This window comes from Actinopolyspora sp. BKK2, from assembly GCF_011291845.1.
GTDB classification, from domain to species: Bacteria; Actinomycetota; Actinomycetes; order Mycobacteriales; family Pseudonocardiaceae; genus Actinopolyspora; species Actinopolyspora saharensis.
In genome coordinates, this window is record NZ_JAANTE010000001.1 from 57288 (window position 1) to 80314 (window position 23027).

The following is a 23027-nucleotide window of genomic DNA, read 5'->3' on the forward strand; positions in this document are numbered from 1 at the left end:
GTTCGATCAAATGACTTGAAGTTCACTGGAAGTCAATATTTTTCCGGGGGTCAATACGGCGGGGCCTCCTGCTGATCCGGGGTGGTGGAGCCGCCCGGCTCGTCGGCCAGTTTCCGCAGCAGGTGGCGCAGCTGTTCGCGCTCCGCCCCGGACAGGCGGGCCAGCATGGCCCCGTTGACGGACTCGGCGACCGAATCCGCCCGCAGCAGGACCTCCCGTCCCGGCTCGGTCAGGTGCAGCAGGCGTCGCCTGCGGTCGCCGCTGTCGACGGCGCGGGACAGCAGTCCGCGCTGTTCGAGCCTCGGCAGCAGCGAGGCCAGGGTGGCCTTGTCGATGGCCGCCTGCTGGCCGACGGCGGCCTGCTCGATGCCGGGGTGCTCGTCCACCGCGCGCAGCACCGCGTACTGCGGTTTGGTCAGTTCGGGGATTTGCGCCTGCCAGTTGGCGTTGTGCTCCTGCAGCGTGCGGCGCAGCAGGTGGAAGACGGCCGCGTCCAGTTCCACTGTGTTCTCTCGCAGTCGGTCGTCGTTGGGGCCCGTGCATCTTAGAGCCCGCGCGGATCGGGCGGGTATCCGCTCGGTCGGGGCGGTCGCAGGACGAGCGGCGGAGTCGCCTCCACCCGCCTGCGCACCCGGCACCGCCGGAGCTCCCCACGCGCGCACCAACCTCCCGAGCGGAGCAACCCGCGCTCTCCTGTCGGAGTTTTCCATTGTCCCCGGTGCGGGGTCCCGGACAGCGTGGCCGCTCCGCGCGGGTCCGACCTTCGGGGCGGTCGCCGGCTCGGCGGGGCAGCAGCGGGGCGGCAGCTGCGCGGAACCGGGAGGTGACCCCGTGCGTTCCCGTCCGGTCCAGTGCTAGTATTTACACGAACGTTCGTTCACGAACGATTTTTGGAGTGACAATGCGGTTGGTGGTGGGAGTCACGGGAGCCACCGGGGCTCCATTGGCCGCGGGGCTGCTCGAGGCGCTGCGCGGCGATCCGGACGTGCACACGCATCTGGTGCTCAGCAGGTGGGCCAGAACCACGATCGAGCTGGAGACCGGGTACGGAGCGCGGGAATTCACCAAACTGGCCGACGAGGTCCACGGACCCGGTGACCAGGCGGCCACGATCTCCTCCGGATCGTTTCACACCGACGGCATGGTGATTCTGCCCTGCAGCATGAAGACGGTCGCCGGGATACGCACCGGCTACGCCGACGGACTCATCGGTAGGGCCGCCGACGTCACCCTCAAGGAGCACCGCAAGCTCGTCCTCGTTCCCAGGGAGACCCCGCTCAACGAGATCCACCTGGAGAACATGCTCGCGCTGGCCCGCATGGGAGCCGTGCTGGTGCCGCCGATGCCCGCCTTCTACAACAACCCGGAAGTCGTCGGCGACGTGGTCGACCACGTCGTGAACCGGGTGCTCGACCAGTTCGGCCTGTCGAGCTCCTCGGCCGGACGTTGGCAAGGGCTCAACGCCGCGCGTCGAACGGATTCGTGACCCCACCCCACCGCGCTCGTACGTCAGGAGAACGCCACATGCCCTACGACGATCTGCGTTCCTACCTCGATGCCCTCGACCAGCAGGGACAGCTGCTGCACGTCGAGGAGCAGGTCGATCCGGAGCCCGACCTGGGAGCCGCGGCCAATGCGGCCAACCGACTCGGGGAGCAGGCCCCGGCGCTGTACTTCGACAACGTCACCGGATTCGAACACCCCCGGATCGCGCTGAACGCGCACGGTTCGTGGGCCAACCACGCGATCGCGTTCGACCTGCCGCCCAACACCTCGACCAGGGGGCAGGTGGAGGAGTTCATCCGACGCTGGGAGAACTTCCCCGCCCCCGTCGAGCGCAGGGACGACCCCCCGTGGGCCGAGAACTCCGTCAGCGGCTCGGACGTGAACCTGTTCGACGTGCTGCCGCTGTTCCGGCTCAACGACGGGGACGGGGGCTTCTACCTGGACAAGGCCGCGGTCGTCTCCCGCGACCCGGATGATCCCGAGAACTTCGACAAGCAGAACGTCGGTACCTACCGGATGGAGGTCAAGGGCACCAACCGCCTCGGACTCCAGCCGGTCCCGATGCACGACATCGCGCTGCACCTCAACGCGGCGGAACAGCGCGGGGAGGACCTTCCGGTCGCGGTCACCCTGGGCAACGAGCCGGTGATCTCCGTCGTTGCCGGAACCCCGCTCGGCTACGAGCAGTCCGAGTACGAGATGGCCGGCGCGCTGCGCGGGAGCCCGGAACCGATCACGAAGGCCCCGCTGACCGGGCTCGACGTCCCGTGGGGCAGCGAAGTCGTGCTCGAAGGGGTCATCGAGGGGCGTCAACGCGAGATCGAGGGACCGTTCGGCGAGTTCACCGGACACTACTCGGGCGGGCGCAACATGACGGTGCTGCGCGTGGACCGGATCTCCTACCGCACCTCCCCGATCTTCGAGTCGCTGTACCTCGGCATGCCGTGGACCGAGGTCGACTACCTGATCGGCCCCGCCACCTGCGTGCCGCTCTACCAGCAGCTGCGGGCCGACTTCCCCGAGGTGCAGGCCGTCAACGCGATGTACACCCACGGGCTGCTGGCGATCGTGTCCACCAAGAAACGCTACGGCGGTTTCGCCCGCTCGGTCGGTCTGCGCACCATGACCACCCCGCACGGGCTCGGCTACTGCAAGATGGTCATCGTCGTCGACGAGGACGTCGACCCCTTCAACCTGCCCCAGGTCATGTGGGCGCTGTCCACCAAGGTCAACCCGGCTTCCGATCTGGTCAACCTGCCGAACATGTCGGTGCTGGAACTGGATCCGGGCTCGCAGCCGCCCGGGGTCACCAACAAGCTCGTCATCGACGCGACCACCCCCGTGGCACCGGACGACCGCGGCCGCTACGGCCAGCCGGTCACGGACCTCCCCGAGACCGGTGCCTGGATCGACAAGCTGTCGTCGATGATCGCCGAACGAGCCAACGAGAAGCGCTGAACCACACCGAACGAGGAAACCGGAGGCAGCACACGATGTGCCCACGTTGTGCCGACGAGAACATCAGCGAACTCGCGACCTCGCCCGTGCCCGGGGCGTGGAAGGTGCTGCGCTGCGACCTGTGCCTGTACACCTGGCGCACCAGTGAACCGGCGCGGCGCAGCACCAGGCAGGCCTACCCCGAGCGGTTCCGGATGAGCAGGGCCGACATCGACAACGCCTCGCAAGTGCCCGCGATACCGGAGCTGCGCGCCGATGCGAAGGGGGTGACGTCGTGACGGAGGCCCTCATGTGGGAGGCCCGCGCCGCGGAAGGCAGGCAGGAGGAACTGCTCGCGTGGGCGGACAGCACCCTGGCCGAGATGAGCGAGCACGGCTCGTGCCGCGACGCGGCCGTCTACCGCGGGGGGCAGGACCGGGTGGTCGTGCTCGCCCACTTCGACGGTGCACCGGAAGAGCTCGCCGACCCTCCCGGAGAGCTGCTCGCTCGTCCGGTGCACCAGTGGCCGTTCACCAGGATCAGCGGTTACGGGTTCCGCCCCGGCCAGGCGGCCGGTGGTCAGGACCCCGCGTCGTAACCCGCGCGCCGCAGGGCGTCTGCCAGGGCGCCCTGCCGGCCCCCCGCGGGCTTGCCGTCCCGCTGCTTGCCCTGCTTGCCGCCCTTTCCGCTCCTGCCGTTCTTGCCGGTCCCACCGCCTGCGCCGTTGCCGTTCTCCCGGCGCGGACGTGATCCCCGACCGGAGGCCGAATCGCCGTCGGAGCTCGCGCCGTTGTCGCCGCCTCCGGCGGTGACCTCGTCCTCCAGCCGCATGGTCAGGGAGATGCGCTTGCGCTCCACGTCCACCTCCCGGACCTTGACGCGCACCACGTCACCGGGTTTGGCGACCTCGCGCGGATCCTCGACGAAGGACTTCGACATGGCCGAGACGTGGACCAGGCCGTCCTGGTGCACCCCCACGTCGACGAAGGCTCCGAAGGCGGCCACGTTGGTGACCGCGCCCTCCAGCACCATGCCCGGCTTCAAGTCGTTCAGCGAGTGCACCCCTTCCGCGAACCGGGCGGTGCGGAACTCGGGGCGCGGGTCGCGGCCGGGCTTTTCCAGCTCGGAGATGATGTCGGTGACCGTGGGGAGCCCGAAGGAGTCGTCCGCGAAATCGGCGGGGCGCAGCCCGCGCAGCAGCCGCGTGTTGCCGATGATCTCGGTCAGCGATCCGCCGGTGGAATCGACGATGCGGTGCACCACGGGATAGCTCTCCGGGTGGACGCTGGAGGAGTCCAGCGGGTCGTCCCCGTTGGTGATGCGCAGGAAGCCCGCGCACTGCTCGAACGCCTTCGGCCCCAGCCGGGACACCTGCTTGAGCCCCTGCCTGGAACTGAAGGGGCCGTGCGCCTCGCGGTGCCCGACGATGTTCTCGGCCAGCCCGGCGTTGATCCCGGAAACCCTGGTCAGCAGCGGGGCCGATGCGGTGTTGACGTCCACGCCGACCGCGTTGACGCAGTCCTCGACCACGGCGTCCAAGGACTGCGAGAGCTTCGACTCGGACACGTCGTGCTGGTACTGGCCCACACCGATGGACTTCGGCTCGATCTTGACCAGCTCGGCCAGCGGGTCCTGGAGCCTGCGGGCGATCGAGGCGGCCCCGCGCAGCGAGACGTCCACCTCGGGAAGCTCCCTGGAGGCGTAGGCCGAGGCGGAGTAGACCGAGGCCCCGGACTCGGAGACCGACACCTTGGTCGTGTTCTCGCGGGAGGCCACCACTTGCGCCGCCAGCTCGTCGGTCTCCCTGGAAGCGGTCCCGTTGCCGACGGCGATGAGCCGGGCCTGGTGCTGATCGACCAGCCGCTGCAGGGTCGTCACGGCTTCGTCCCAGCGCCGCTGCGGCTCGTGCGGGTGGATGGTGGCCGTTTCCACCAGCTTGCCGGTCCCGTCCACCACCGCGACCTTCACACCGGTGCGGTAGCCGGGATCCAGCCCGATCGTGGGACGTGGACCTGCCGGAGCGGCCAGCAGCAGGTCGCGGAGATTGCCCGCGAAGATCCGGACCGCCTCGTCCTCGGCCTGCTGGCGCAGCCTGCCGCGCAGGTCGAGGTCGATGTGGACCATGATCCGGGTGCGCCAGGCCCAGCGAACCGTCTCGCGCAGCCAGGCATCGGCCGGACGTCCCGCGTCGCTGATGCCGAACCTGGCAGCGATGGCCGCTTCGTAGTCACCGGGGCCCTGCGCGGGATCGTGCTCCGGATCCGGGTCCAGGGACAGCTCGAGGATCTCCTCCTTCTCCCCGCGGAACAGCGCCAGCACCCGGTGGGAGGGAAGTGTGCGCAGGGGTTCGGCGAAATCGAAGTAGTCCGCGAACTTCGCCCCGCTGTTCTCGGCGCCCTCCCGGACCTTGGAGGAGAGCAGCCCGCGTCCCCAGGCCCGCTCGCGCAGCTCGCCGATCAGGTCGCCGTCCTCGGCGAACCGCTCGACCAGGATCGAACGGGCCCCGGTCAGCGCGGCGTTGGCGTCGGCGATCCCGTTCTCGGAGTCGACGTAGTCCGCGGCCACGGTCTGCGGTTCCTGCTGCGGGTCGGTGAGCAGCGCGTCGGCGAGCGGCTCCAGCCCCGCTTCCCGCGCCACCTGCGCCTTGGTGCGGCGCTTGGGTTTGAACGGCAGGTACAGATCCTCCAGCCGCGCCTTGGAGTCGGCGGCGGAGATCCGGGCGTGCAGCTCGTCGTCGAGCTTGCCCTGCTTGCGGATCTCCTCGAGGATCGTGGTGCGCCGCTGCTCCAGCTCGCGCAGGTAACGCAGTCGCTGCTCCAGCGTGCGCAGCTGTGTGTCGTCGAGCGCGCCGGTGACCTCCTTGCGGTACCGGGCGACGAAGGGGACCGTGGCCCCGTCGTCGAGCAGCTGCACGGCAGCTGCCACCTGTTCCGCGCGTGCACCGAGCTCCTCGGCGATCCTTTGGTGAATCGACGTCGTCACGTTCCTGTTCAGCCTTTCGACCGACCTGCTGGCCCTTGTTGCGAGGGCATTCTCGCCCATTGTCGCCGTCCTGGTGGGCCAGGGCGATCTCGGCGTGGCGCGGCGGTGCCGGGTGCCGGAGCAGGGGCCGAGCAGCCGGCACCGCCGCGGAGGGGACCGCCAGGTCGATCGAGCCGGGTCACCGCGCTCTAGGCGAGGTGGCTCAACGTACGAGCCCGCGGGCGGCTTCGGCGATGGCCGTGGCGTCGATCCCGGCCTGTCCGAGCAGTTCGGCCGGTTTGCCGGAACCGGGCATGACCGACACGGCGAGCTTGCGCACCGGGGCGGTCGTTCCGGTGTCGGCGAGCGCGGCCAGCACCGCGTCCCCGAGGCCCCCTTCGGGCCAGTGGTCCTCGACCGTGATCAGCCCGGCCGTCTGGTTCGCCGCGGAGCGCAACGTCTCCGAGTCGATCGGTTTGATCGAGTAGAGGTCGACGACCCGCGCCCGGATGCCCTCCTCGGCGAGCCGGTCGGCGGCGGCCAGCGCCTCGTGGAGGGTCACGCCCGCGCCGACGAGCGTCACGTGGTCCCCGTCGCGGACCGTCTTGGACCCCCCGACGGGGAACTGCTCCTCGGGCCCGTAGATCACGGGGGAGGCACCGCGACTGGTGCGCATGTAGCAGATCCCGCTCCGGTCGGCCATCGGCTCCAGCAGTTGAGCCGCCTGGTTCCCGTCGCACGGGTACAGCACGGTGCTGCCGTGCACCGCGCGCATGGCGGCCAGGTCCTCCAGCGCCATCTGGGAGGGGCCGTCCTCGCCGATCGCGACCCCGGCGTGCGAGCCCATCAGGCACAGGTCGGCCCGGCTGACGGCCGCCATCCTGATGAAGTCGTAGGCGCGGGTCAGGAACGCGGCGAAGGTGGAGGAGAACGGCGTCCAGCCCCGCACCTGCATCCCCACCGCGGTCGCCAGCATCTGCTGCTCGGCGATGTACATCTCGAAGTAGCGCTCGGGGTGACCCTCGCGGAACTGCTCCGAGTGGGTGGAGTTGGACACCTCGCCGTCCATGGCGACCACGTCACCGCGCCGGGTGCCCAGAGCGCGCAGGCCTTGACCGTAGGCCTTGCGGGTGGCCACGGAGGAGCCGAGCTCGTAGCTCGGGAGCTCGGTCGCTGCGCTGTCGAAGCTCCGCGGCCGCTTGCCGCCCTCGGGAGCGGAGACCTTGACGTCGAGGTCGCGGTACCCGCCGAGCTCGGAGATGGCCGCCTCCGAGTCCTCGAGCGGCTTGCCGTGCTTACCGGTGCGGTCCTCGACCTCGCTCACGCCCTTGCCCTTGAGCGTGCGGGCCACGATGGCCGTCGGACGTCCCGTGGTGGACTCGGCCTCGTTGAACGCCTCCTCGATCGCGGAGGGATCGTGCCCGTCCACCTCGATGGCGTGCCAACCGATGGCGCGCGCCCTGGCCGAGTAGGCGCTCAGCTCCCAACCGTGCATGGTTTCCCCGGTCTGCCCGAGGCGGTTGACGTCGATGAGCGCGGTCACGTTGTCCAGCCGGTAGTGGGCGGCGTGTTCGAACGCTTCCCAGATCGAGCCTTCGGCCATCTCGCTGTCGCCGCACAACACCCACACCCGGTTGTCGAGGTTGTCCAGCGCGCTGATGGCCATTCCCAGGCCCACGCCTATGGGAAGTCCCTGCCCGAGGGAGCCGGTGGCCACGTCCACCCACGGCAGCACGGGGGTGGGGTGGCCCTCCATCCTGCTGCCGAATTCGCGGAAGGTCATCATCTCCGCGTCCTCGATGGCCCCGGCGGCCTTGAAGCAGGCGTAGAGCAGCGGGGAGGCGTGTCCCTTGGAAAAGATCAGGTGGTCGTTTTCCGGGTTGTCCGGGTGGGCGAAGTCCAATCGCAGATGGCCGTCCAGCAGCGCCGCCATCAGGTCGGCGGCCGACATCGACGAGGTCGGGTGCCCGGATCCCGCGGCGGCGGAGGACCTGATCGAGTCCACGCGTAGCTGTTGGGCGAGTTCGTGCCTGAATTCCATTCGTTCCACAGTCGCGGGGTTTCCCGCACGAGGAGGCGGCAAAACCCGTTGTGGCACCCACGAGTGGGTGTCGTCCGAAGGCCCTGCGCAGAGCGCGCGGTGAGCTCGGGGAGGGCGTGGGAGCTGCTGCGCGGAAGTGGGAACTGTTTGCATTTGCGCGTTCCGCGGTGCGGGGTTCCAATCGGCTGCACACGATGCCGGCAGTAGGAGGCGCGCCATGGATATGATCCTCGCGCAAGGAACCGGGTTCAACGTGTTGGACAGTCTGCAGAGCGGCTTCACCCAGCTGGTCGGCTACCTGCCGCAGCTGATCGGCGCGTTGCTCGTGCTGGTGATCGGCTACCTGATCGCCAGGATTCTCCGGGCGGTCGTCACCCGCGTGCTGCGCAAGCTGAGGCTGGACGACCGGATGTCCCGATCCGGCCAGGGAGCTCGCTACGTGGAAAGCCTCAGCCCGCAGGGCAGTCCGGCGAGGCTGATCGGCACGGTCGTTTTCGCTGTGGTCATGCTGTTCGTGCTGTCCTCGGCGATCGGCACGCTCGGCATTCCCGCGCTGACCGGATTCATGAACGCGGTGCTGGGCTACCTCCCCCGCGTGCTGGCCGCGCTGGCCATCTTCCTGCTCGCCGCGGCGGTGGCCGGGGCGGTCGGAACACTGGTGGACCGCACGATGGGCGACACCCCTGTGGGGCGGATGGCCCGGACGGCGGCCCCGACCCTGGTGATGGCCATCGGCGTTTTCATGATCCTCACGCAGCTGCGCATCGCCCCGGTGATCGTCACCGTGACTTATGTGGCGCTGGTGGGGGCCATCGCTCTCGGTTCGGCCATCGCGTTCGGACTGGGCGGGCGCGAGGCCGCCGCCGACATGATTAATTCCAGCTACCGGCAGACCGTCCGCGGCGGGCAGCACGCGAGCGCGGGCCCGGAGGCGACGGGGACCGAGGAATCGGGGCAGAGCTGGACGATGCGCGGTGCGGGCAGCACCACCCCGGAGCCGCAGGGAGCCCCCGAGGGGGAGCAGCGGTGGAGTTCCGGTGGAGCCGAGGGCTCCGGCGGGAGCACCGGTGAGAGCGGTGGCGGTTCCTATCGTGCTACGTGAGTGTGGAGGTGGTGGGAATGTCCACCGCACCCCACGGTCCCGAGCGCTCCGAAGGAGGGCGCTCGGGATCGGAGGACCTGTCCGGTAGGACCGTCGTCGACCGGGGCGGTTCGCGGATCGGGACCCTGGAACAGGTCTACTTGGCCCCGGACTCGGGGTCGCCGACCTGGGGGGTGGTTCGAGCGGGCCGGAACAAGCAGCGCTTCGTTCCGCTGCACGACGCGAACCCCGGAGAGAACGCCGTGCGCGTCAGTGCGAGCAAGCGTCAGGTCCGCTCCGCTCCCACGGCCTCGACCGAGCCCGAACTGCGGCCCGAGTTCGAGGGAAGGCTGACCGAGCACTACTCGGGAGCTCCGAACACCGCGCGCGGGTCCATCGTTGCCGTGCCGCGCACCCGCGGCGCGGTGAGCGGATCGTTGCTTGTGTTGCTGGGAGTCTGGACGGCGCTGGTTCCCTTCGTGGGTCCGTACTTCGGTTACGGGTTCGGTTCGGGACAGCCCTGGGTCTTCACGGCCGATCGGTTGTGGCTGTGCGTGCTGCCCGGGGTGGCGATCCTGCTGGGCGGGCTCGTGATGGGCCCGGCAGGTAACCGCTTCCTCGCCGCCATGGGAGGTTCTCTCGCGCTGCTGGGAGGGGCGTGGCTGTTGGTCGGCCCCAGCCTGAGCCGGCTGTGGGGGACCGAGGGGGTTGCCACCGCTATCGGTTCCCCGCTCGGCTCGCCGAGCATGTGGGTATGGGCCCAGCTCGGTTTCTTCTTCGCGGTGGGAGCGCTGGTCACGGCACTGGCCTCCTTCGCGTTGGGGCGGCTGAGCGTGCGATCGGTCAGGGACTGATTGCTCCTTCCGGGGTCGTTCCACTGCTCCGAGTGTTGGTGTCGACACCGTGCGTCACCTAATCGGATGAAGCCAGTAGGCCTGCGTCATGTCCATCAGCGATCTACGCTGTCGACAATGGACGCCCTCAACAACTGTGCGGGGTAGGAGGTGGACATGGCTGCGCTACCGGACCGTGCCCGCCCCGCTCGACAGCCTGCACGATCGTTCGAGGTGGTGTTGCCCGGCCAACTCCCCGAAACGGGTGACGTGTTGGCGCGTGCCCAGTCGGAGAACTTCACGGTCGCGGCCCGGGTGCTGCCGTACCGGATCCGACAGCACCTGATGGCGGTGTACGGTTTCGCCCGGCTCGTCGACTACGCCGGAGACGAGGCGTGCGGCCCTCGGGAAGGTCTGCTGGACCTGTTGGACTCCGATCTGGGCCGCGTCTACGACGGCAGTCCGCGCCTCCCGCTGCTCCGGGCCTTCGCGCCCACGGTGCACGAGTGCGGTATTCCCCGCGAGGTTCCCGCCCGGTTGATAACCGCCAATCGGCGGGACCAGTACGTGCGGCGTTACGAGACTTTCGAGGAGCTGCTGGATTACTGCAAGTACGCGGCCAATCCGGTGGGCGAGCTCGTGCTCTACATCTTCGGCAGGGCGGACCCGGAACTGACGGAACTCTCCGACCGGATCTGCTCCGCACTGCAGATACTCGAACACTCGCAGGACGTCGCCGAGGACTACCAGCAGGACAGGATCTACCTGCCGACCGAGGACCTGCACGAGTTCGGGTGCCGCGAATCCGAACTCGCCACTTCCGCGGCCTCAAGCGAATTACGCGGACTCGTCTGGTTCGAGGTGGACCGAGCGGTCGGGATGCTTCGCGCCGGGCAACCGCTGGTCGCGCGACTCTCCGGGCTGGCGCGGTTGGCCGTGGCCGGCTACGTGGCGGGCGGGCTGGCCACCGCGCGAGCGTTTCGCCCCGCAGGCCACGACCCGCTCGCGGTGCGCATCCGCCCCGGCCGGCTGCGGATGCTGGGCGAATGGGCCCGGCTGTCGTTGGCCCCGGAGAGCAGGGGCGAGCACGACCGGACCGCGAGCGCCTACGAGTACTGCGAGCAGATCACCAGAACGCAGGCCCGCAACTTCTCCTACGGGATCCGGCTGCTTCCCGCGGGCAAGCGCAAGGCCCTGTCAGCCGTGTACGCCTTCGCGCGCAGGGTCGACGACATCGGTGACGGGACGTTGTCGACCGAGCGCAAGCTCGAGCGGCTCGAGCACACGCGAACGAAGCTGCGGGAGGTCCACCGGGACTCCAAGGACCCGATGCTGGTGGCACTGGCCGACGCCGCGCGCGGGCTCCCGATCCCGCTGGAGGCCTTCCACGAGCTCGTGGACGGCTGCGAAGCGGACGTGCGCGGAAACGAGTACGAGACCTTCGAGCAGCTCGCGCACTACTGCAGGTGCGTGGCCGGGTCGATCGGCAGGCTCTCCCTGGGCGTGTTCGGTCAACCGGTCACCGGAGTGGCAGCCGAGCGCGCGGACGCGCTGGGAGTGGCTCTGCAGCTGACCAACATCCTGCGCGACCTGCTGGAGGACCGCCGTCGCGGGCGGATCTACCTGCCGCAGGAGGATCTGCGTCGTTTCGGGGTGACGCTCGAGCTGGACTCGCGGGGAATGTTCACGGACGACGCGTCGAAGGTGGCCGAACTGGTTCGCTTCCAGAGCCAACGGGCCGAACGCTGGTACGGGGAAGGACTCCGGTTGTTGCCGATGCTCGATCATCGAAGCCGAGCCTGTTGTGCCGCGATGGCCGGGATCTACCACGAACTGCTGCGGCGCATCACCGCCGATCCGACTCTGGTGATGCGTGGGCGGACCGGCCTGTCCGGTTGGCAGAAGGCCGTGGTCGCAGCCCGCTCCTTCGCGGGGATGTCCTCATGAGCCCTGGACGAGTGGTCGTCGTCGGGGGTGGTCTGGCGGGAATCTCGGCGGCACTGGGCTGTCGTGACGCGGGATTCGACGTCACCCTGCTGGAAGCGCGCGCACGGCTGGGCGGAGCCACCTACTCCTTCCGCCGGGGGGAGCTGACCGTCGACACCGGACAGCACGTTTTCCTGCGCTGCTACTCGGACTACACGGCCCTGCTGCGTCGACTGGGGACGCTGGACAAGGTGCGGATCCAACCGCGCTTCCACGTTCCCGTGGTCACCCCGGCGGGGGAGAGCTGGACGCTGCGGCGGAGCAGACTACCCGCCCCGGCCCACTTGCTGCCCGCTCTGATCGGCCACAAGGCGCTGTCCCCGCGCGAACGGTTCGCCGCCGCGCGCACGGCGCTGGCGCTGCGGAAGCTGGACCCGGACGACCCGAGCCTGGACCGGACCGACTTCGCCTCCTGGCTTCGTTCCCGCGGGGAGCCGCGCCGGGCCGTGACAGCGCTGTGGGAGCTGTTCTGCACGGCCGCGCTCAACGCGACACCGGAGAACGCCTCCCTGGCCCTGGCCGTCAAGGTGTTCCGAACCGGAATGCTGGACACCGCCGCCGGTGGCGACATCGGAACCATCGAACGACCGCTGAGCGAGGTGCACGGCGATCCCGCCAGGGAGAAGCTGCTCGAGGCGGGGGTGCGGCTGTTTCCGCGCAGCAAGGTCCTCGAAGTCAGCGGCGAACTCGGTGACTACCGCGTTCGGACCGGGGAAGGGGAGCGGAACCAGGAGATCACCGCCGACGCCGTGGTGCTCGCCGTGCCCAACGCGGCGGCGGGAAAGCTGCTGGAACAACGACGCACCCCCGAGCAGCCGGACTGGAGCGGTCTGTCGCGTGCCCCGATCATCAACGTGCACGTCCACTTCGACCGTCCGGTCACGAGACTGCCCATGGCGGCCGCGCTCGACTCGCCGGTGCAGTGGTTGTTCGACCGCACCGCGGTGGCCAACGCCGCGAGCGGACAGTACCTGGTGGTCTCGCTGTCGGCGGCACACGATCGAGTCGACACGCGCTCGGCGCGGTTGCGTGCCGAGTACCTGCCCGCGATGGAAAGCTTGTTCCCGGCAGCACGTGAAGCCGGGGTGCTGGACTTCTTCATCACCCGTGAACCCGCCGCGACCTTCCTGCCGGAACCCGGAACCCGACGACTGCGCCCTTCGGGACGGACGGGACGACCGGGTCTGGTGCTGGCGGGAGCGTGGACCGACACCGGCTGGCCCGACACCCTCGAGGGGGCTGTGCGCAGTGGGAACACGGCGGCCCGGGTAGTGAGCCGGGCCATCGACAGCCAGCGCAGCGTGGCGTGGAGGTGACGCATGACCGCGACGGTTCCCTCGGTCCTGGTCGGAGCCAGGGAGATGGTCGACCCGCACCTGCGGCGGGCCATCGGTCGGCTGGACCCGGACACCCGACGGGTCAGCGAGTACCACTTCGGTTGGACGGCCGCCGACGGAACTCCGGAGGAGCGCTCGGGCAAGGCGCTGCGTCCTGCCCTGGTCCTGCTCTCCGCACGCGCGGGGAACGGGACGGAGGAGGACGCGCTGGCCGGTGCGACCGCCGTCGAACTGGTGCACAACTTCTCGTTGCTGCACGACGATCTGATGGACGGCGACCTCTCCCGCAGGCACCGCCCCACCGCGTGGAGCGTTTTCGGGCGCTCCACGGCCCTGCTGGCCGGGGACGCGCTGCTGGGGCTGGCCAACGACGTGGTGCTGGAGGAGGAGTCCCCGCGAGCGCTGCGAGCGGCCCGCGACCTCGCGGGAACAGTGCGCAGCCTCATCGCGGGCCAGGCGGCGGACCTGGACTTCGAGCAGCGCCTCGACGTCGGCATCGAGGAGTGCCAGCGCATGATCGCGGGCAAGACGGCCGCGCTGATCGCCTGCTCGTGCTCCATCGGAGCTCTGCTGGCCGGGGCTTCGGAGCACACGGTGGAAAGGCTGCACGCTTTCGGCTTCGAGCTGGGAATGGCTTTCCAACTCGTCGACGATCTGCTCGGCCTCTGGGGAGATCCGGAGGAGACCGGCAAGCCCGTGCTCTCCGACCTGCGGGCCCGCAAGAAATCCGTGCCTGTGGTCCACGCGCTCAACTCCGGCACGGACGCGGGGCAGCGGCTGCGCGAGCTTTACGAGCAGTCGGAGCCCCTCACCGAGACGCAGCTGGAGCAGGCGGCCGAGCTGCTGCGCCGTTCCGGGTCCGAGGACTGGACCAGGGCCGAGACGGAACGCAGGTTGACCGCAGCGCGCCGCCAGCTGCACCGCGCCGAGTGCGAAGGCGTGACCGAAGGACTGACCGAACTCGCCGATTTCGTTCTCCGGAGGAATCAGTGACCGGATCCCTGCGTCGAACCGAGGCCGCCGATCCCGCCGCACACGGGACGGAGGCGTCTCCCGCTGCGGGAGAGCAGCCGCGCACCGTGCTGGTGGACCGGGGGGACGCGCGGTGGGAGGGCGGGGAGCCGGATTGGCTCACCGCCATGGAGGCCGCCCGCGACCACCTGCTCTCCCGCCAGCACGAGCACGGCTGGTGGAAGGGGGAGCTGCAGACCAACGTGACGATGGACGCCGAGGACATGATGCTTCGGCGCTTTCTCGGGATCCTCACGGCGGAGGAGGCGGCCGAGAGCGCGCGCTGGATACGCTCCCAGCAGCGCTCCGACGGAACGTGGGGCACCTTCCACGGCGGCCCCGGTGATCTCTCGGTGACCGTCGAGGCCTACGTGGCGCTGAAGCTCGCCGGTGACGACGTCGCCGAGGAGCACATGGCCAGTGCCCGCGACTGGATCCTGCGCCAGGGCGGCATCGAGCGCACCCGGGTTTTCACCCGGATGTGGTTGGCCATGTTCGGCCAGTGGTCCTGGGACGAGCTCCCCGCGATGCCCCCCGAGATCGTCTTCCTGCCGAGCTGGTTCCCGCTGAACCTGGCCGACTGGGGGTGCTGGGCTCGTCAGACCATCGTTCCGCTGACGGTGGTGAGCACGCTGCGGCCGCAGCGTGAGCTCGGGGTGCGGACCGAGGAACTGCGCACGGGAGGCCCGGTCGGGCGGCTGCGGCAGGGCGCCGACGGCTCCGCCTGGGACACCGTGTTCGACAAGCTCGACCGGGTGCTGCACGGCTACGGCCGTCACCCGATCCGCCCCCTGCGCAGGCAGGCGATGCGCCGGGCCGCCGAGTGGATCGTCGCCCGCCAGGAGGCGGACGGCTGCTGGGGCGGCATCCAGCCCCCGTGGGTGTACTCGATCCTCGCCCTGAACCTGCTGGGGTACCCGCTGGACCACCCGGTGCTGCGCACGGCGATCACCGGCCTGGAGGGGTTCCTGATCCGGGAGGACACCGCGCAGGGGCGGATGCGCAGGATGGAGGCGTGCCAGTCCCCGGTGTGGGACACGGTCCTGGGGATTCAGGCCCTCCACGACGCCGGGCTCTCGGGGGAGCACCCCGCTATGCACCGCGCGCTCGAGTACGTCCGCGGCGAGGAGATCATGGTCCGGGGCGACTGGGCCGTGCGCCGCCCCGCGCTGCCCGGAGGAGGCGGTTGGGCGTTCGAGTTCGAGAACGACGGCTACCCCGACATCGACGACACCGCCGAGGTGCTGCTGGCGTTCAACCGCACCGGATACGCCGAACAGGACCGGGTCGCTTCGGCGGTGTCCAGGGGGCGCCGCTGGCTGCGTGGCATGCGCTCCAAGGACGGGGGCTGGGCGGCCTTCGACGCGGACAACACCCGGTGGCTGGTCAACAAGCTGCCGTTCTGCGACTTCGGGGCCGTGATCGACCCGCCCTCCGCCGACGTGACCGCCCACGTCGTGGAAGCGCTGGTCGAGACCGGCGACAGCGACGACCCGGTCGTGCGCGACGGGGTGCGCTGGTTGCTGGAGAACCAGGAGGACGACGGCTCGTGGTACGGGCGGTGGGGCGTCAACCACATCTACGGGACCGGAGCGGCGGTCCCCGCTCTGGTGCGGGCCGGGATCCCCCCGGAGCACCCCGCGCTGCGGCGTGCGGTGCGTTGGTTGGAGGAGCACCAGAACCAGGACGGCGGCTGGGGCGAGGACCTGCGCTCCTACGACGATCCGGCGTGGATAGGCCGGGGCGATTCGACGGCCTCGCAGACGGCCTGGGCGCTGTTCGCCCTGCTCGCCGTGGGGCGTCACGACACGCGGGCGGTGCGCGGAGGGGTCGGTTTCCTGGTCGAGACCCAGCAGCCGGGTGGGTACTGGTCGGAGCCGCAGTTCACGGGAACGGGTTTTCCCGGTGACTTCTACATCAACTACCACCTCTACCGGCAGGTTTTCCCGCTCGCCGCGCTCGGCCGCTACCGGCGGGCGGTTCGAGGGGAGTAGGTGCGTTCATGAGGCCGGAGCTGCTCGTCTGTGCACCGCTGCGAGTGGAGCACGCCGCGTTGCGCGGCTCCGGTCTCAGGATCGTGCGAACCGGGTACGGCCCGCGCCGCAGTGCCCGTTCGGCCGGCGGCCTCGCCGCCGCCGACTTCGGGGCGCTGGCGGTGGCCGGGCTGGGTGGCGGACTCGATCCGACGCTGCGTGCCGGCGACGTGGTCGTGGGGACCGAGGTCTTCGCGGGGGAGCGGACTCACTCGCTGTGCGCTCCCGAGCTGCTCGCTCGCGAGCTGCGTCGAGCCGGCCTGAGTGTCCGCCTGGGGAGCGTGGTGACCACCGATCACCCCGTGACCGGGGATGAGCGTCTCGCGCTGGCACGTACCGGCGCACTGGTTGTGGACATGGAGTCGGGAGTGTTGACCCCGGTGGCGGGGCGGCGAGCCCGCGCGGTCGTGCGGGTCGTGCTGGACACTCCGCGACAACCGTTGATCGGCCCCGGAACGCCGTGGCGACTCGTCGGGGCGTTGCGGCGGTTACGCGAGACCGGTGACCCCTTGCTGCGGTGGTTCCGCACCGTTGCCGGGGCCGGTTCGCAGGACACTGTTCGATCTCGCTGGAGCAAAGAGGTTCCGTGATGGGTATTCCACCCCGCCAAGCCATCAGGGTCGGCGCTTATTTGGCCAAACAGAAGATTCTGAGGCGCAAGAAATACGCTTTGACTCTCGAACTGGAGCCGCTGTTCGCGTGCAACCTTGCCTGCGCCGGTTGCGGAAAGATCCAGCACCCCGCCAACGTGCTCAAGCAGCGCATGCCGGTGGACCAGGCCCTTTCCGCCGTCGAGGAGTGCGGGGCCCCCGTGGTCTCCATCGCGGGCGGTGAGCCGTTGATGCACCCCGAGATCGAAGTGCTCGTGGACGAACTGGTCAAGCGGAAGAAGTTCGTCTACCTGTGCACCAACGCCCTGCTGATGCCGCGCAAGATCGACAAGATCAAACCCTCCCCCTACTTCTCCTGGGCCGTGCACATCGACGGCCTCGAGGAGCGCCACGACGCCTCGGTGAACCAGCAGGGCGTGTTCGCCCAGGCCGTGGACAACATCAAGGACGCGCAGCAGCGCGGTTTCCGCATCACGACCAACAGCACCTTCTTCAGCACCGACACCCCGAAGACGGTCGTGGACGTGCTGGACTACCTCAACGACGAGCTGCAGGTCGACCAGATGATGCTCTCGCCCGCCTACGCCTACGACAAGGCCCCCGACCAGGAGCACTTCCTCGGGGTCGAGGAGACGCGGGAGCTGTTCAAGAAGGCCTTCGCGGACGGCAAGCGCAAGAAGTGGCGGCTCAACCACTCGCCGCTGTTCCTGGACTTCCTGGAGGGCAAGAAGGACTTCGCCTGCACAGCCTGGGCCATTCCCTCCTACTCGCTGTACGGCTGGCAACGCCCCTGCTACCTCATGGCCGACGGTTACGCGCAGTCCTACCGCGAGCTGCTGGAGGAGACCGACTGGGAGTCCTACGGCAGGGGACGGGACTCGCGGTGCGCGAACTGTATGGCCCACTGCGGATACGAACCCACCGCCGTCATGGCGACGATGAGCTCGTTGCGCGAGTCCCTGCGCGCCGTGCGCGGATGATCCTCGCCCGTTGTGGCTGTACTCACGCGCGACGGTTCGGTAGCGTGCCGGCGGGATACAGTGAAATTCCCGGCGAGTTTCCGCCGGGGCACTCGTCGCACGGCTGTAGCGCGATGAAACCGTCCACGGCACGAGTGCGGGACCGACCCTCCCGCACGTGCCGCGTGAGGTGCGCATGCATATATCGACCACCGTCCAGCTGAGCGGGCTTCGGACCCACTTGGTGCACGCGGGCAAGAAACTCCTCGAGACCACGCTCGTGCCGCTCGGGTTGTTCTACCTGCTGCTGAACCTGACCGACCTGACGGGCGGCCTGCTGGCCGCCCTCGGCTGGACGCTCGCCGCGGTGACCTGTCGTCTGGTGCTGCGGGCGCGGATTCCCGCAGTCCTGTTGCTGACGACCTCGCTGCTGGTCGTTCGGACGGTGGTCGGGGTGGTCTCGCAGAGCGCCTTCCTCTACTTCCTCCAACCGAGCCTGCAGAACTTCCTCATAGCTGCCGCCCTGCTGGTGACGGTGCCCTTCGAGCGGACCTTCATCGCACGGCTCGCGGACGACTTCTGCGTCTTCCCACCCCACCTGGTCGGGCACGTGGCCCTGCAGCGGTTCTTCAAACGGGTCTCGCTGCTGTGGGCGGCGGTGTTCACCGCCAACGGCGTGGGGGCGCTGTGGATGCTCGCCCAGCGCACCATCGGGGAGTTCCTGCTGGTGAGCACCGCCGGTTCCTACGGTCTGGTCGCGCTCGCCGCCGTGGTGTCGTTGCTGTGGTTCCGCAGGGAGCTGCGCGGCCACGGCATCCGGCTGCGGATCGGCGACGGCGGGAGCCCGCTGCCGACCGGGCTGCTGCGCCGGCTGCCGTTCCCGCCAGGAGCTCGCTGAGCGGATCGCGGCCGTGTCCGGGCAAGCTCGCGAAAACGGTCCCCGGGCGCGGCCGCGCCGGCCCGGTTCCGCGAGCCCGGGGTCAGCGGACCTGCCCGAACCTGCGCCCCAGGTGGTGGAAGGTCCCGGGCAGCGCCCCCTGGAACCGTGCGGCGAGGTCCAGCCACCCGGGCAGGAAGCTCTCCTCGCGGCCGCGTTCGACGGCCCGCACCAACCGCTCGGCCGCCGTTTCCGCGGACAGCATCCGGGGAAAGCTCCGCTCGTAGGCGAGACCGCGACGCTGGAAGAAGGGGGTGCGCACCGCGCCCGGCAGCACGGTGGTCACCGCGAGACCGTCCCCGGAGAGCTCGTAGCGCAGGCTGGCGGCGAAGGCTCGCAGCGCGGCCTTGCTCGCCGAGTAGACCGCTTCACCGCCGACCCCGACAGCGGCTATCGAGGACATGAGGACCACGTGCCCCCGGCCACGGGCGCGCATGGCGGGCAGCAGCATCCTGGTCAGCTCCACGGGAGCGGCCAGGTTCACCGCCAGCAGCCGGTGGACTTCCGAGGCCGGCATCTCCTCCAGCTGCCCGGACCAGCCGACGCCGGCGTTGTTGATCAGAACCTCCGCGTGGGAGGCCCGCTCGGCGACCCGCCGCAGCTCCTCGGGGGAACAGAGATCGGCGACCAGCGCCCGCGCCCCGGTCCTTTCGGCCACCCGATTCAGCGCCTGCTCGTCGCGTCCCGTGACGAGCAGGTCGCAGCCACGTCGTGCCAGCACTTCGGCGGTGGCCGCTCCGATGCCGGAGGAGCCGCCGGTCAGCAGCACCGTCCGTCCCCGCAGTTCGGTTCCCACCGGTCTCACCCCCATGCTTGGTCGTCCTCGTTCTCGGCGGGGTCGGCCTGCTCCAGCACCCGACGCAGAGTCTCCCCGCGATGGGTCAGCAGCACTATGCCCCCGACTATGGCGAGCGCGGCCACGGCCTCCCCGCCGAGTACGGCCGGTGTGGAGTTGACGCTCTCCCCGAACCAGTTGATGCCGATGGCCACACCGACGAGCGGATCGACGGTGGTGATCACGGCCAGCGCAGGCGAGATCAACTTGCCCTGCTGGAAGGCGTTCTGACTCAGCAGGAAACCGCAGGGGCCGATCACGCACACCGCGTACAGCACCCAGTGCTGGAACGGTGCCGCGATGCCGCCCGTGCGGAACTGGTCGGCCACGATCTTCATCAGTGCCGCGGTCACGCCGTACAGCACCCCGGTGGCCAGTGCCAGAGCGATCACACGGATCTCACCGGGAAAGCGGGAGGCGGCAAGCAGGCAGGCGACCGTGAGCGCCCCCAGCAGCAGCGCCAGCGGAACGGCCTGCGGACCGATCGTCTCGGTACCGCCCTTGGGACGGGCCAGCAGCAGGAAGGCGGACAGTCCGCCCATGCAGCAGAGCGCCCCCAGCACGATGAGCCGGTCCAGCCGCCTGTGGGCCAGCCAGGCGGCGTGCACCGCCGCGAACAGCACACTGGTGACCAGCAGCGGCTGCACCAGCATCAGCGGACCGTAGGCCAGCGCCACCACCTGCAGCGACAGCCCCACGATGACCGTGCCGACGCTGGCCAGCCAGACGGGCTTGCGCACGAGCTCGAACAGCAGCCGGGGGTTGAGCGTGCGGATGTCGGGGACCTGCTTGGTGGCGCGCTGCTGCACCGCGCTCGCCATGCCGAAACTGGCCGCGCCGACCAGCGCGGCAGGCACGGCCACCGTGAACCAGGCCCCGGCCGCGCTCAACCTCGTCCTCTCGGGGCAGCGCGCGAGATCTCCGGCTCGGCGGGCGAGCTCGCCAGCTCCTCCAGGATCTCGCGGGTTCGTTGCCCCAGCCGTTCGGCGTGGCGACCGCTGCGCGCGTCCACCGTGACCCCGACGCCGACCGTCTCCCCCCAGCTGATCATGCCCACCGCGGTCCCCACTCCCGAGGCCAGCGGCAGGACCGGGATCACCCCGGCCACCAGCGCCCCCCACACCCGGGGTGGCCGGGGCGAGCCCGGCATCGCGGAGACGATCGCGTTGAAGAACCGCCGCTGGTAGATGGTGCGGACGATCACCCGGTGCAGCGGGGTCGGCAGCAGCCCGAGAGCCGACATGACGATCCCGGCCGCGAGGGGTTGTCCGCTGCGCTGGCTGTCCTCCAACGCCCGTGTCACCCGCTCGAGCCGTTCCGCGGGGCTCATCGGGCCGACGGGGAGGTCCACAGAGACCGCGGCGGTGTGATTGCCGAAAACCTCGGCGCTCGCGTTCGCCCGCGAGGTGCGCGTGGTGCGCGGCACCATCACCCGCATTCGCTGTCCGCTGGTGGTGCCCTCGTGCTCGTCGAGCACCCTGTGCAGCGCCTCGGCGACCAGGCCGATCAGCAGGACGCTGCGCGGAACGCCGTGCGTCCTGGCCGTGTTCCGCACCTCCCGCATCGGGAGCTCGACCGAGTCGAAGGAACGCCCCGGTGTGCTCGGGCCGTTCAGGGGAGAGGTCGGGGCGGAGCCCGCCGTGGCCAGGCTGACGAAGCCGCGTGCCGCGGTGCGGACCTGTCGGAGCCAGGAGCGCACGATGCTGGACGGTCTCGATCCGGCCGCGGAGCTGCCCGCTCGCCGCGCGGTCGCGGCGTGCTGGTCGAGCTGGTCCCCGTCGTCGCGCAGCAGCCGGACGAGGGTGCTGGTCACGGCTATGCCGTCGCCGAGCGCGTGGTGGAGTTTGGCCAGGATCAGCGTGCTCTCCGGAGTGCGCAGCACCATGAGCTGCCAGGGCGGGCGGTCGGTGCGCACCGCGGAGGCGAAGAAATCCCGGATCGCTCCGGGGGCCGCGTGCTCGTTGACCTCCCGGTGCTCGAGATGCCACCGAGGATCGATCCGGGCTGCGGTGTACCAGCTCGGAGCCCGCAGCGGCCGTTGAACGAGCACGTTGCGCAGCAGGGGGAGCTGCCGGGCGCGTTGCTCGATCAGCCCGGCGAGGTGCTGCGCCCAGTCCTGCGCGGTTCTGCCCTCCGGGATCTCTTCCAGGCGCAGGATCGCTCCCGTCTGCTGGGGAACGGCCGACTCGGCGGCGTGCACGAAGAACCGGTCCTGCGCGCGCAGCCCGCGTCCTCCCCGGTGCAGGGGCAGCCGCGCGAGACGGCTCACCTGCTCGGTGAACTCCCCGGAAGTGGCGTGCTCCAGCACTTCGCGCTCACGACTCTCGAGCCGCTGCCCGTCCGTGGACAACTCGTGCAGCGTTTTCGCCAGTTCGCCCGTGTCGTAGCAGAGCTCGGCCAGGCCCGCTCGGGCCATGAGCTCCGCGTTCGCCCGCCCGTGCCCGGCGATCGGTTCGAACATGAGCACGGTGCGGCCGCAGGCCATCGCCTCGAGCGCGGTGGCGCCGCCCGCGTTGGACAGCACCACGTCGGCCGCGGCCGTGAGCTCGGGCATGTCGTCGCGCCAGCCGAGCGGGAGCAGCTTCCCGGCCGGGTCGGGGCGTTCGAGCAACCGCAGGCGGAGTTGTTCGTTGCGGCCGCAGGCCACCACGACGTGGTCGACCCCCGGTTCGGCCAGTGCCGTGTCGACGGCGCGTTCCACGGCACCGAACGCCAGCGAGCCGCAGGCGATCAGCAGCTGGAACCCCTCCACCGGAACACCGGCGGAGCGCCGGGCGCTGTCCTTGTCGACCGGGCGGAACTGCTCGCTGACCGGGGGCACGCACACGGCTCCGGCCGCGTCGGGCTGGGCCCGGTGCAGCTCCCGCAGGCTGGCCCGGCTCATGACGTAGTGCAGGTCGACCTCGGGGTAGACCCAGAAGGGATGGGGACAGAAGTCCGAGACGATCGCCGAGACCGGAACATCGGTCAGCTCCCCGCGGCGGCGAAGACGGTTCAGCCCGGCCGTGGCCATCGGATAGGTGGATACCACCACGTCGGGGGAGTGGTCCCGGATCCGCCGCCGCAGCAGCGGGCCGACCCAGGCCCCCACGAACCCGCGGGACGCGTCGGCGAACCAACGCTGACGCCACAGCGCGTTGTAGAACAGGTCGTACAACCACGGGGTGGACTCGACGTTGCGCACGTAGATCCACCTGAACAGCGGTCCCACCCCGGGCCCCATCACCTTCAGGGTGTCCAGCCGGAGCGTTTCGCACCCCGGCCACAGGCGTTGCAGCGCTTCCTCGGTGGCGTGGGCGGTCGCGTTGTGCCCCTCACCGATGTCGGCGCTGAGCAACAGCACGCGTTCCGGTTTCCGGTCGGGCGGATCGTACGGGGTCACCGGCCAATGTCCTTCCACCGATCGCGGTACTCGACGGCGGTGGTTCCGGCGCGTGAGTACCGGTGTGTGCACCGTTC

At 70.0% G+C, this 23027-nt stretch carries 19 protein-coding genes and 1 pseudogene; 14 read left to right on the plus strand and 6 right to left on the minus strand.

Annotated features, from left to right (window positions below; all coding sequences use genetic code 11):
• Positions 1-50: 50 nt before the first annotated feature.
• Positions 51-503 carry a MarR family transcriptional regulator gene (locus G9Q41_RS00270; RefSeq protein WP_165631646.1) on the minus strand — a complete coding sequence of 151 codons (453 nt, stop codon included), beginning with the start codon at positions 501-503 and terminating at the stop codon, positions 51-53.
• Positions 504-901: 398 nt separating this feature from the next.
• Here G9Q41_RS00270 and G9Q41_RS00275 point away from each other — a divergent pair, with 398 nt between their 5' ends.
• Genes G9Q41_RS00275 through G9Q41_RS00290 form a run of 4 tightly spaced genes read left to right on the plus strand, consistent with a single transcriptional unit; the run spans position 902 to position 3541 of the window.
• Positions 902-1486, plus strand: a complete 585-nt coding sequence (locus G9Q41_RS00275; protein ID WP_092521737.1) for a non-oxidative hydroxyarylic acid decarboxylases subunit B — start codon at positions 902-904, stop codon at positions 1484-1486.
• A 38-nt stretch (positions 1487-1524) separates the two neighbouring features.
• On the plus strand, positions 1525-2964 hold the full coding sequence (locus G9Q41_RS00280) for a non-oxidative hydroxyarylic acid decarboxylases subunit C (protein WP_165631645.1): 1440 nt from the start codon (positions 1525-1527) through the stop codon (positions 2962-2964).
• Between the two features lie 35 nt (positions 2965-2999).
• The gene (locus G9Q41_RS00285; RefSeq protein WP_165631644.1) at positions 3000-3242 is read left to right on the plus strand and encodes a non-oxidative hydroxyarylic acid decarboxylases subunit D; all 243 of its coding nucleotides are present in this window, start codon (positions 3000-3002) and stop codon (positions 3240-3242) included.
• On the plus strand, positions 3239-3541 hold the full coding sequence (locus tag G9Q41_RS00290) for a hypothetical protein (protein WP_092521734.1): 303 nt from the start codon (positions 3239-3241) through the stop codon (positions 3539-3541). The genes G9Q41_RS00285 and G9Q41_RS00290 overlap by 4 nt, the downstream gene beginning before the upstream one ends.
• Here the strand turns inward: G9Q41_RS00290 and G9Q41_RS00295 are convergent.
• Positions 3523-5985 (minus strand): Tex family protein, encoded by a 2463-nt coding sequence (locus G9Q41_RS00295; protein WP_207630437.1) that lies wholly within the window; start codon positions 5983-5985, stop codon positions 3523-3525. The two genes, G9Q41_RS00290 and G9Q41_RS00295, sit on opposite strands and share 19 nt — an antisense overlap.
• Before the next feature lie 142 nt (positions 5986-6127).
• On the minus strand, positions 6128-7945 hold the full coding sequence (locus G9Q41_RS00300) for a transketolase (protein WP_165631642.1): 1818 nt from the start codon (positions 7943-7945) through the stop codon (positions 6128-6130).
• A 217-nt stretch (positions 7946-8162) separates the two neighbouring features.
• Between G9Q41_RS00300 and G9Q41_RS00305 the strand changes: the two genes are divergently transcribed.
• The 10 genes and pseudogenes from G9Q41_RS00305 (at position 8163) to G9Q41_RS00345 (ending at position 18694) form a co-directional block, all read left to right on the plus strand.
• Positions 8163-9047 (plus strand): hypothetical protein, encoded by an 885-nt coding sequence (locus G9Q41_RS00305; RefSeq protein ID WP_242686993.1) that lies wholly within the window; start codon positions 8163-8165, stop codon positions 9045-9047.
• A gap of 17 nt (positions 9048-9064) precedes the next feature.
• On the plus strand, positions 9065-9880 hold the full coding sequence (locus tag G9Q41_RS00310) for a PRC-barrel domain-containing protein (protein WP_165631641.1): 816 nt from the start codon (positions 9065-9067) through the stop codon (positions 9878-9880).
• Positions 9881-10036: 156 nt separating this feature from the next.
• Positions 10037-10891: pseudogene (hpnC, locus tag G9Q41_RS22495) on the plus strand (squalene synthase HpnC); the annotation flags it as partial.
• 3 nt (positions 10892-10894) lie between these two features.
• Positions 10895-11806 carry a presqualene diphosphate synthase HpnD gene (gene hpnD / locus G9Q41_RS22500; RefSeq protein ID WP_347567454.1) on the plus strand — a complete coding sequence of 304 codons (912 nt, stop codon included), beginning with the start codon at positions 10895-10897 and terminating at the stop codon, positions 11804-11806.
• Complete coding sequence (gene hpnE, locus G9Q41_RS00320; RefSeq protein ID WP_165631640.1) at positions 11803-13161, plus strand: hydroxysqualene dehydroxylase HpnE; 1359 nt, start codon at positions 11803-11805, stop codon at positions 13159-13161. Before hpnD ends, hpnE begins: the two co-directional genes overlap by 4 nt.
• A gap of 3 nt (positions 13162-13164) precedes the next feature.
• Entirely contained in the window at positions 13165-14175 is a 1011-nt protein-coding gene (locus G9Q41_RS00325; RefSeq protein ID WP_165631639.1) for a polyprenyl synthetase family protein, read from the plus strand.
• 146 nt (positions 14176-14321) lie between these two features.
• Positions 14322-16187, plus strand: coding sequence for a squalene--hopene cyclase (gene shc, locus G9Q41_RS00330; protein WP_165631739.1), 1866 nt, complete (start codon positions 14322-14324; stop codon positions 16185-16187).
• 8 nt (positions 16188-16195) lie between these two features.
• On the plus strand, positions 16196-16816 hold the full coding sequence (locus tag G9Q41_RS00335) for a hypothetical protein (protein ID WP_165631638.1): 621 nt from the start codon (positions 16196-16198) through the stop codon (positions 16814-16816).
• On the plus strand, positions 16816-17817 hold the full coding sequence (hpnH, locus tag G9Q41_RS00340; RefSeq protein WP_165631637.1) for an adenosyl-hopene transferase HpnH: 1002 nt from the start codon (positions 16816-16818) through the stop codon (positions 17815-17817). The genes G9Q41_RS00335 and hpnH overlap by 1 nt, the downstream gene beginning before the upstream one ends.
• A 175-nt stretch (positions 17818-17992) precedes the next feature.
• A complete protein-coding gene (locus G9Q41_RS00345) occupies positions 17993-18694 on the plus strand; it encodes a VC0807 family protein (protein WP_165631636.1) in 702 nt (233 codons plus the stop codon).
• A gap of 82 nt (positions 18695-18776) precedes the next feature.
• On the opposite strand, the gene G9Q41_RS00350 is transcribed toward G9Q41_RS00345, so the two are convergent.
• From G9Q41_RS00350 to G9Q41_RS00360, 3 genes are read right to left on the minus strand one after another with little or no spacing between them, the layout of a single operon-like run.
• Positions 18777-19544: an SDR family NAD(P)-dependent oxidoreductase gene (locus G9Q41_RS00350; protein ID WP_165631635.1), complete on the minus strand. Its 768-nt coding sequence runs from the start codon at positions 19542-19544 to the stop codon at positions 18777-18779.
• Complete coding sequence (locus G9Q41_RS00355) at positions 19535-20458, minus strand: DMT family transporter (protein ID WP_092521725.1); 924 nt, start codon at positions 20456-20458, stop codon at positions 19535-19537. Before G9Q41_RS00355 ends, G9Q41_RS00350 begins: the two co-directional genes overlap by 10 nt.
• Positions 20455-22950 (minus strand): WS/DGAT domain-containing protein, encoded by a 2496-nt coding sequence (locus G9Q41_RS00360; RefSeq protein WP_165631634.1) that lies wholly within the window; start codon positions 22948-22950, stop codon positions 20455-20457. The genes G9Q41_RS00355 and G9Q41_RS00360 overlap by 4 nt, the downstream gene beginning before the upstream one ends.
• Positions 22951-23027: the final 77 nt, after the last annotated feature.

Coding starts and splice junctions, on each gene's coding strand:
- G9Q41_RS00275 (WP_092521737.1), top strand. CDS start 902: ATGCGGTTGGTGGTGGGAGTCACGGGAGCCACCGGGGCTCCATTGGCC.
- G9Q41_RS00335 (WP_165631638.1), top strand. CDS start 16,196: ATGAGGCCGGAGCTGCTCGTCTGTGCACCGCTGCGAGTGGAGCACGCC.
- G9Q41_RS00295 (WP_207630437.1), bottom strand. CDS start 5,985: ATGGGCGAGAATGCCCTCGCAACAAGGGCCAGCAGGTCGGTCGAAAGG.
- G9Q41_RS00300 (WP_165631642.1), bottom strand. CDS start 7,945: ATGGAATTCAGGCACGAACTCGCCCAACAGCTACGCGTGGACTCGATC.
- G9Q41_RS00325 (WP_165631639.1), top strand. CDS start 13,165: ATGACCGCGACGGTTCCCTCGGTCCTGGTCGGAGCCAGGGAGATGGTC.
- hpnH (WP_165631637.1), top strand. CDS start 16,816: ATGGGTATTCCACCCCGCCAAGCCATCAGGGTCGGCGCTTATTTGGCC.
- G9Q41_RS00305 (WP_242686993.1), top strand. CDS start 8,163: ATGGATATGATCCTCGCGCAAGGAACCGGGTTCAACGTGTTGGACAGT.
- G9Q41_RS00285 (WP_165631644.1), top strand. CDS start 3,000: ATGTGCCCACGTTGTGCCGACGAGAACATCAGCGAACTCGCGACCTCG.
- G9Q41_RS00310 (WP_165631641.1), top strand. CDS start 9,065: ATGTCCACCGCACCCCACGGTCCCGAGCGCTCCGAAGGAGGGCGCTCG.
- G9Q41_RS00280 (WP_165631645.1), top strand. CDS start 1,525: ATGCCCTACGACGATCTGCGTTCCTACCTCGATGCCCTCGACCAGCAG.
- shc (WP_165631739.1), top strand. CDS start 14,322: ATGGAGGCCGCCCGCGACCACCTGCTCTCCCGCCAGCACGAGCACGGC.
- hpnD (WP_347567454.1), top strand. CDS start 10,895: ATGCTGGGCGAATGGGCCCGGCTGTCGTTGGCCCCGGAGAGCAGGGGC.
- hpnE (WP_165631640.1), top strand. CDS start 11,803: ATGAGCCCTGGACGAGTGGTCGTCGTCGGGGGTGGTCTGGCGGGAATC.
- G9Q41_RS00350 (WP_165631635.1), bottom strand. CDS start 19,544: ATGGGGGTGAGACCGGTGGGAACCGAACTGCGGGGACGGACGGTGCTG.
- G9Q41_RS00345 (WP_165631636.1), top strand. CDS start 17,993: ATGCATATATCGACCACCGTCCAGCTGAGCGGGCTTCGGACCCACTTG.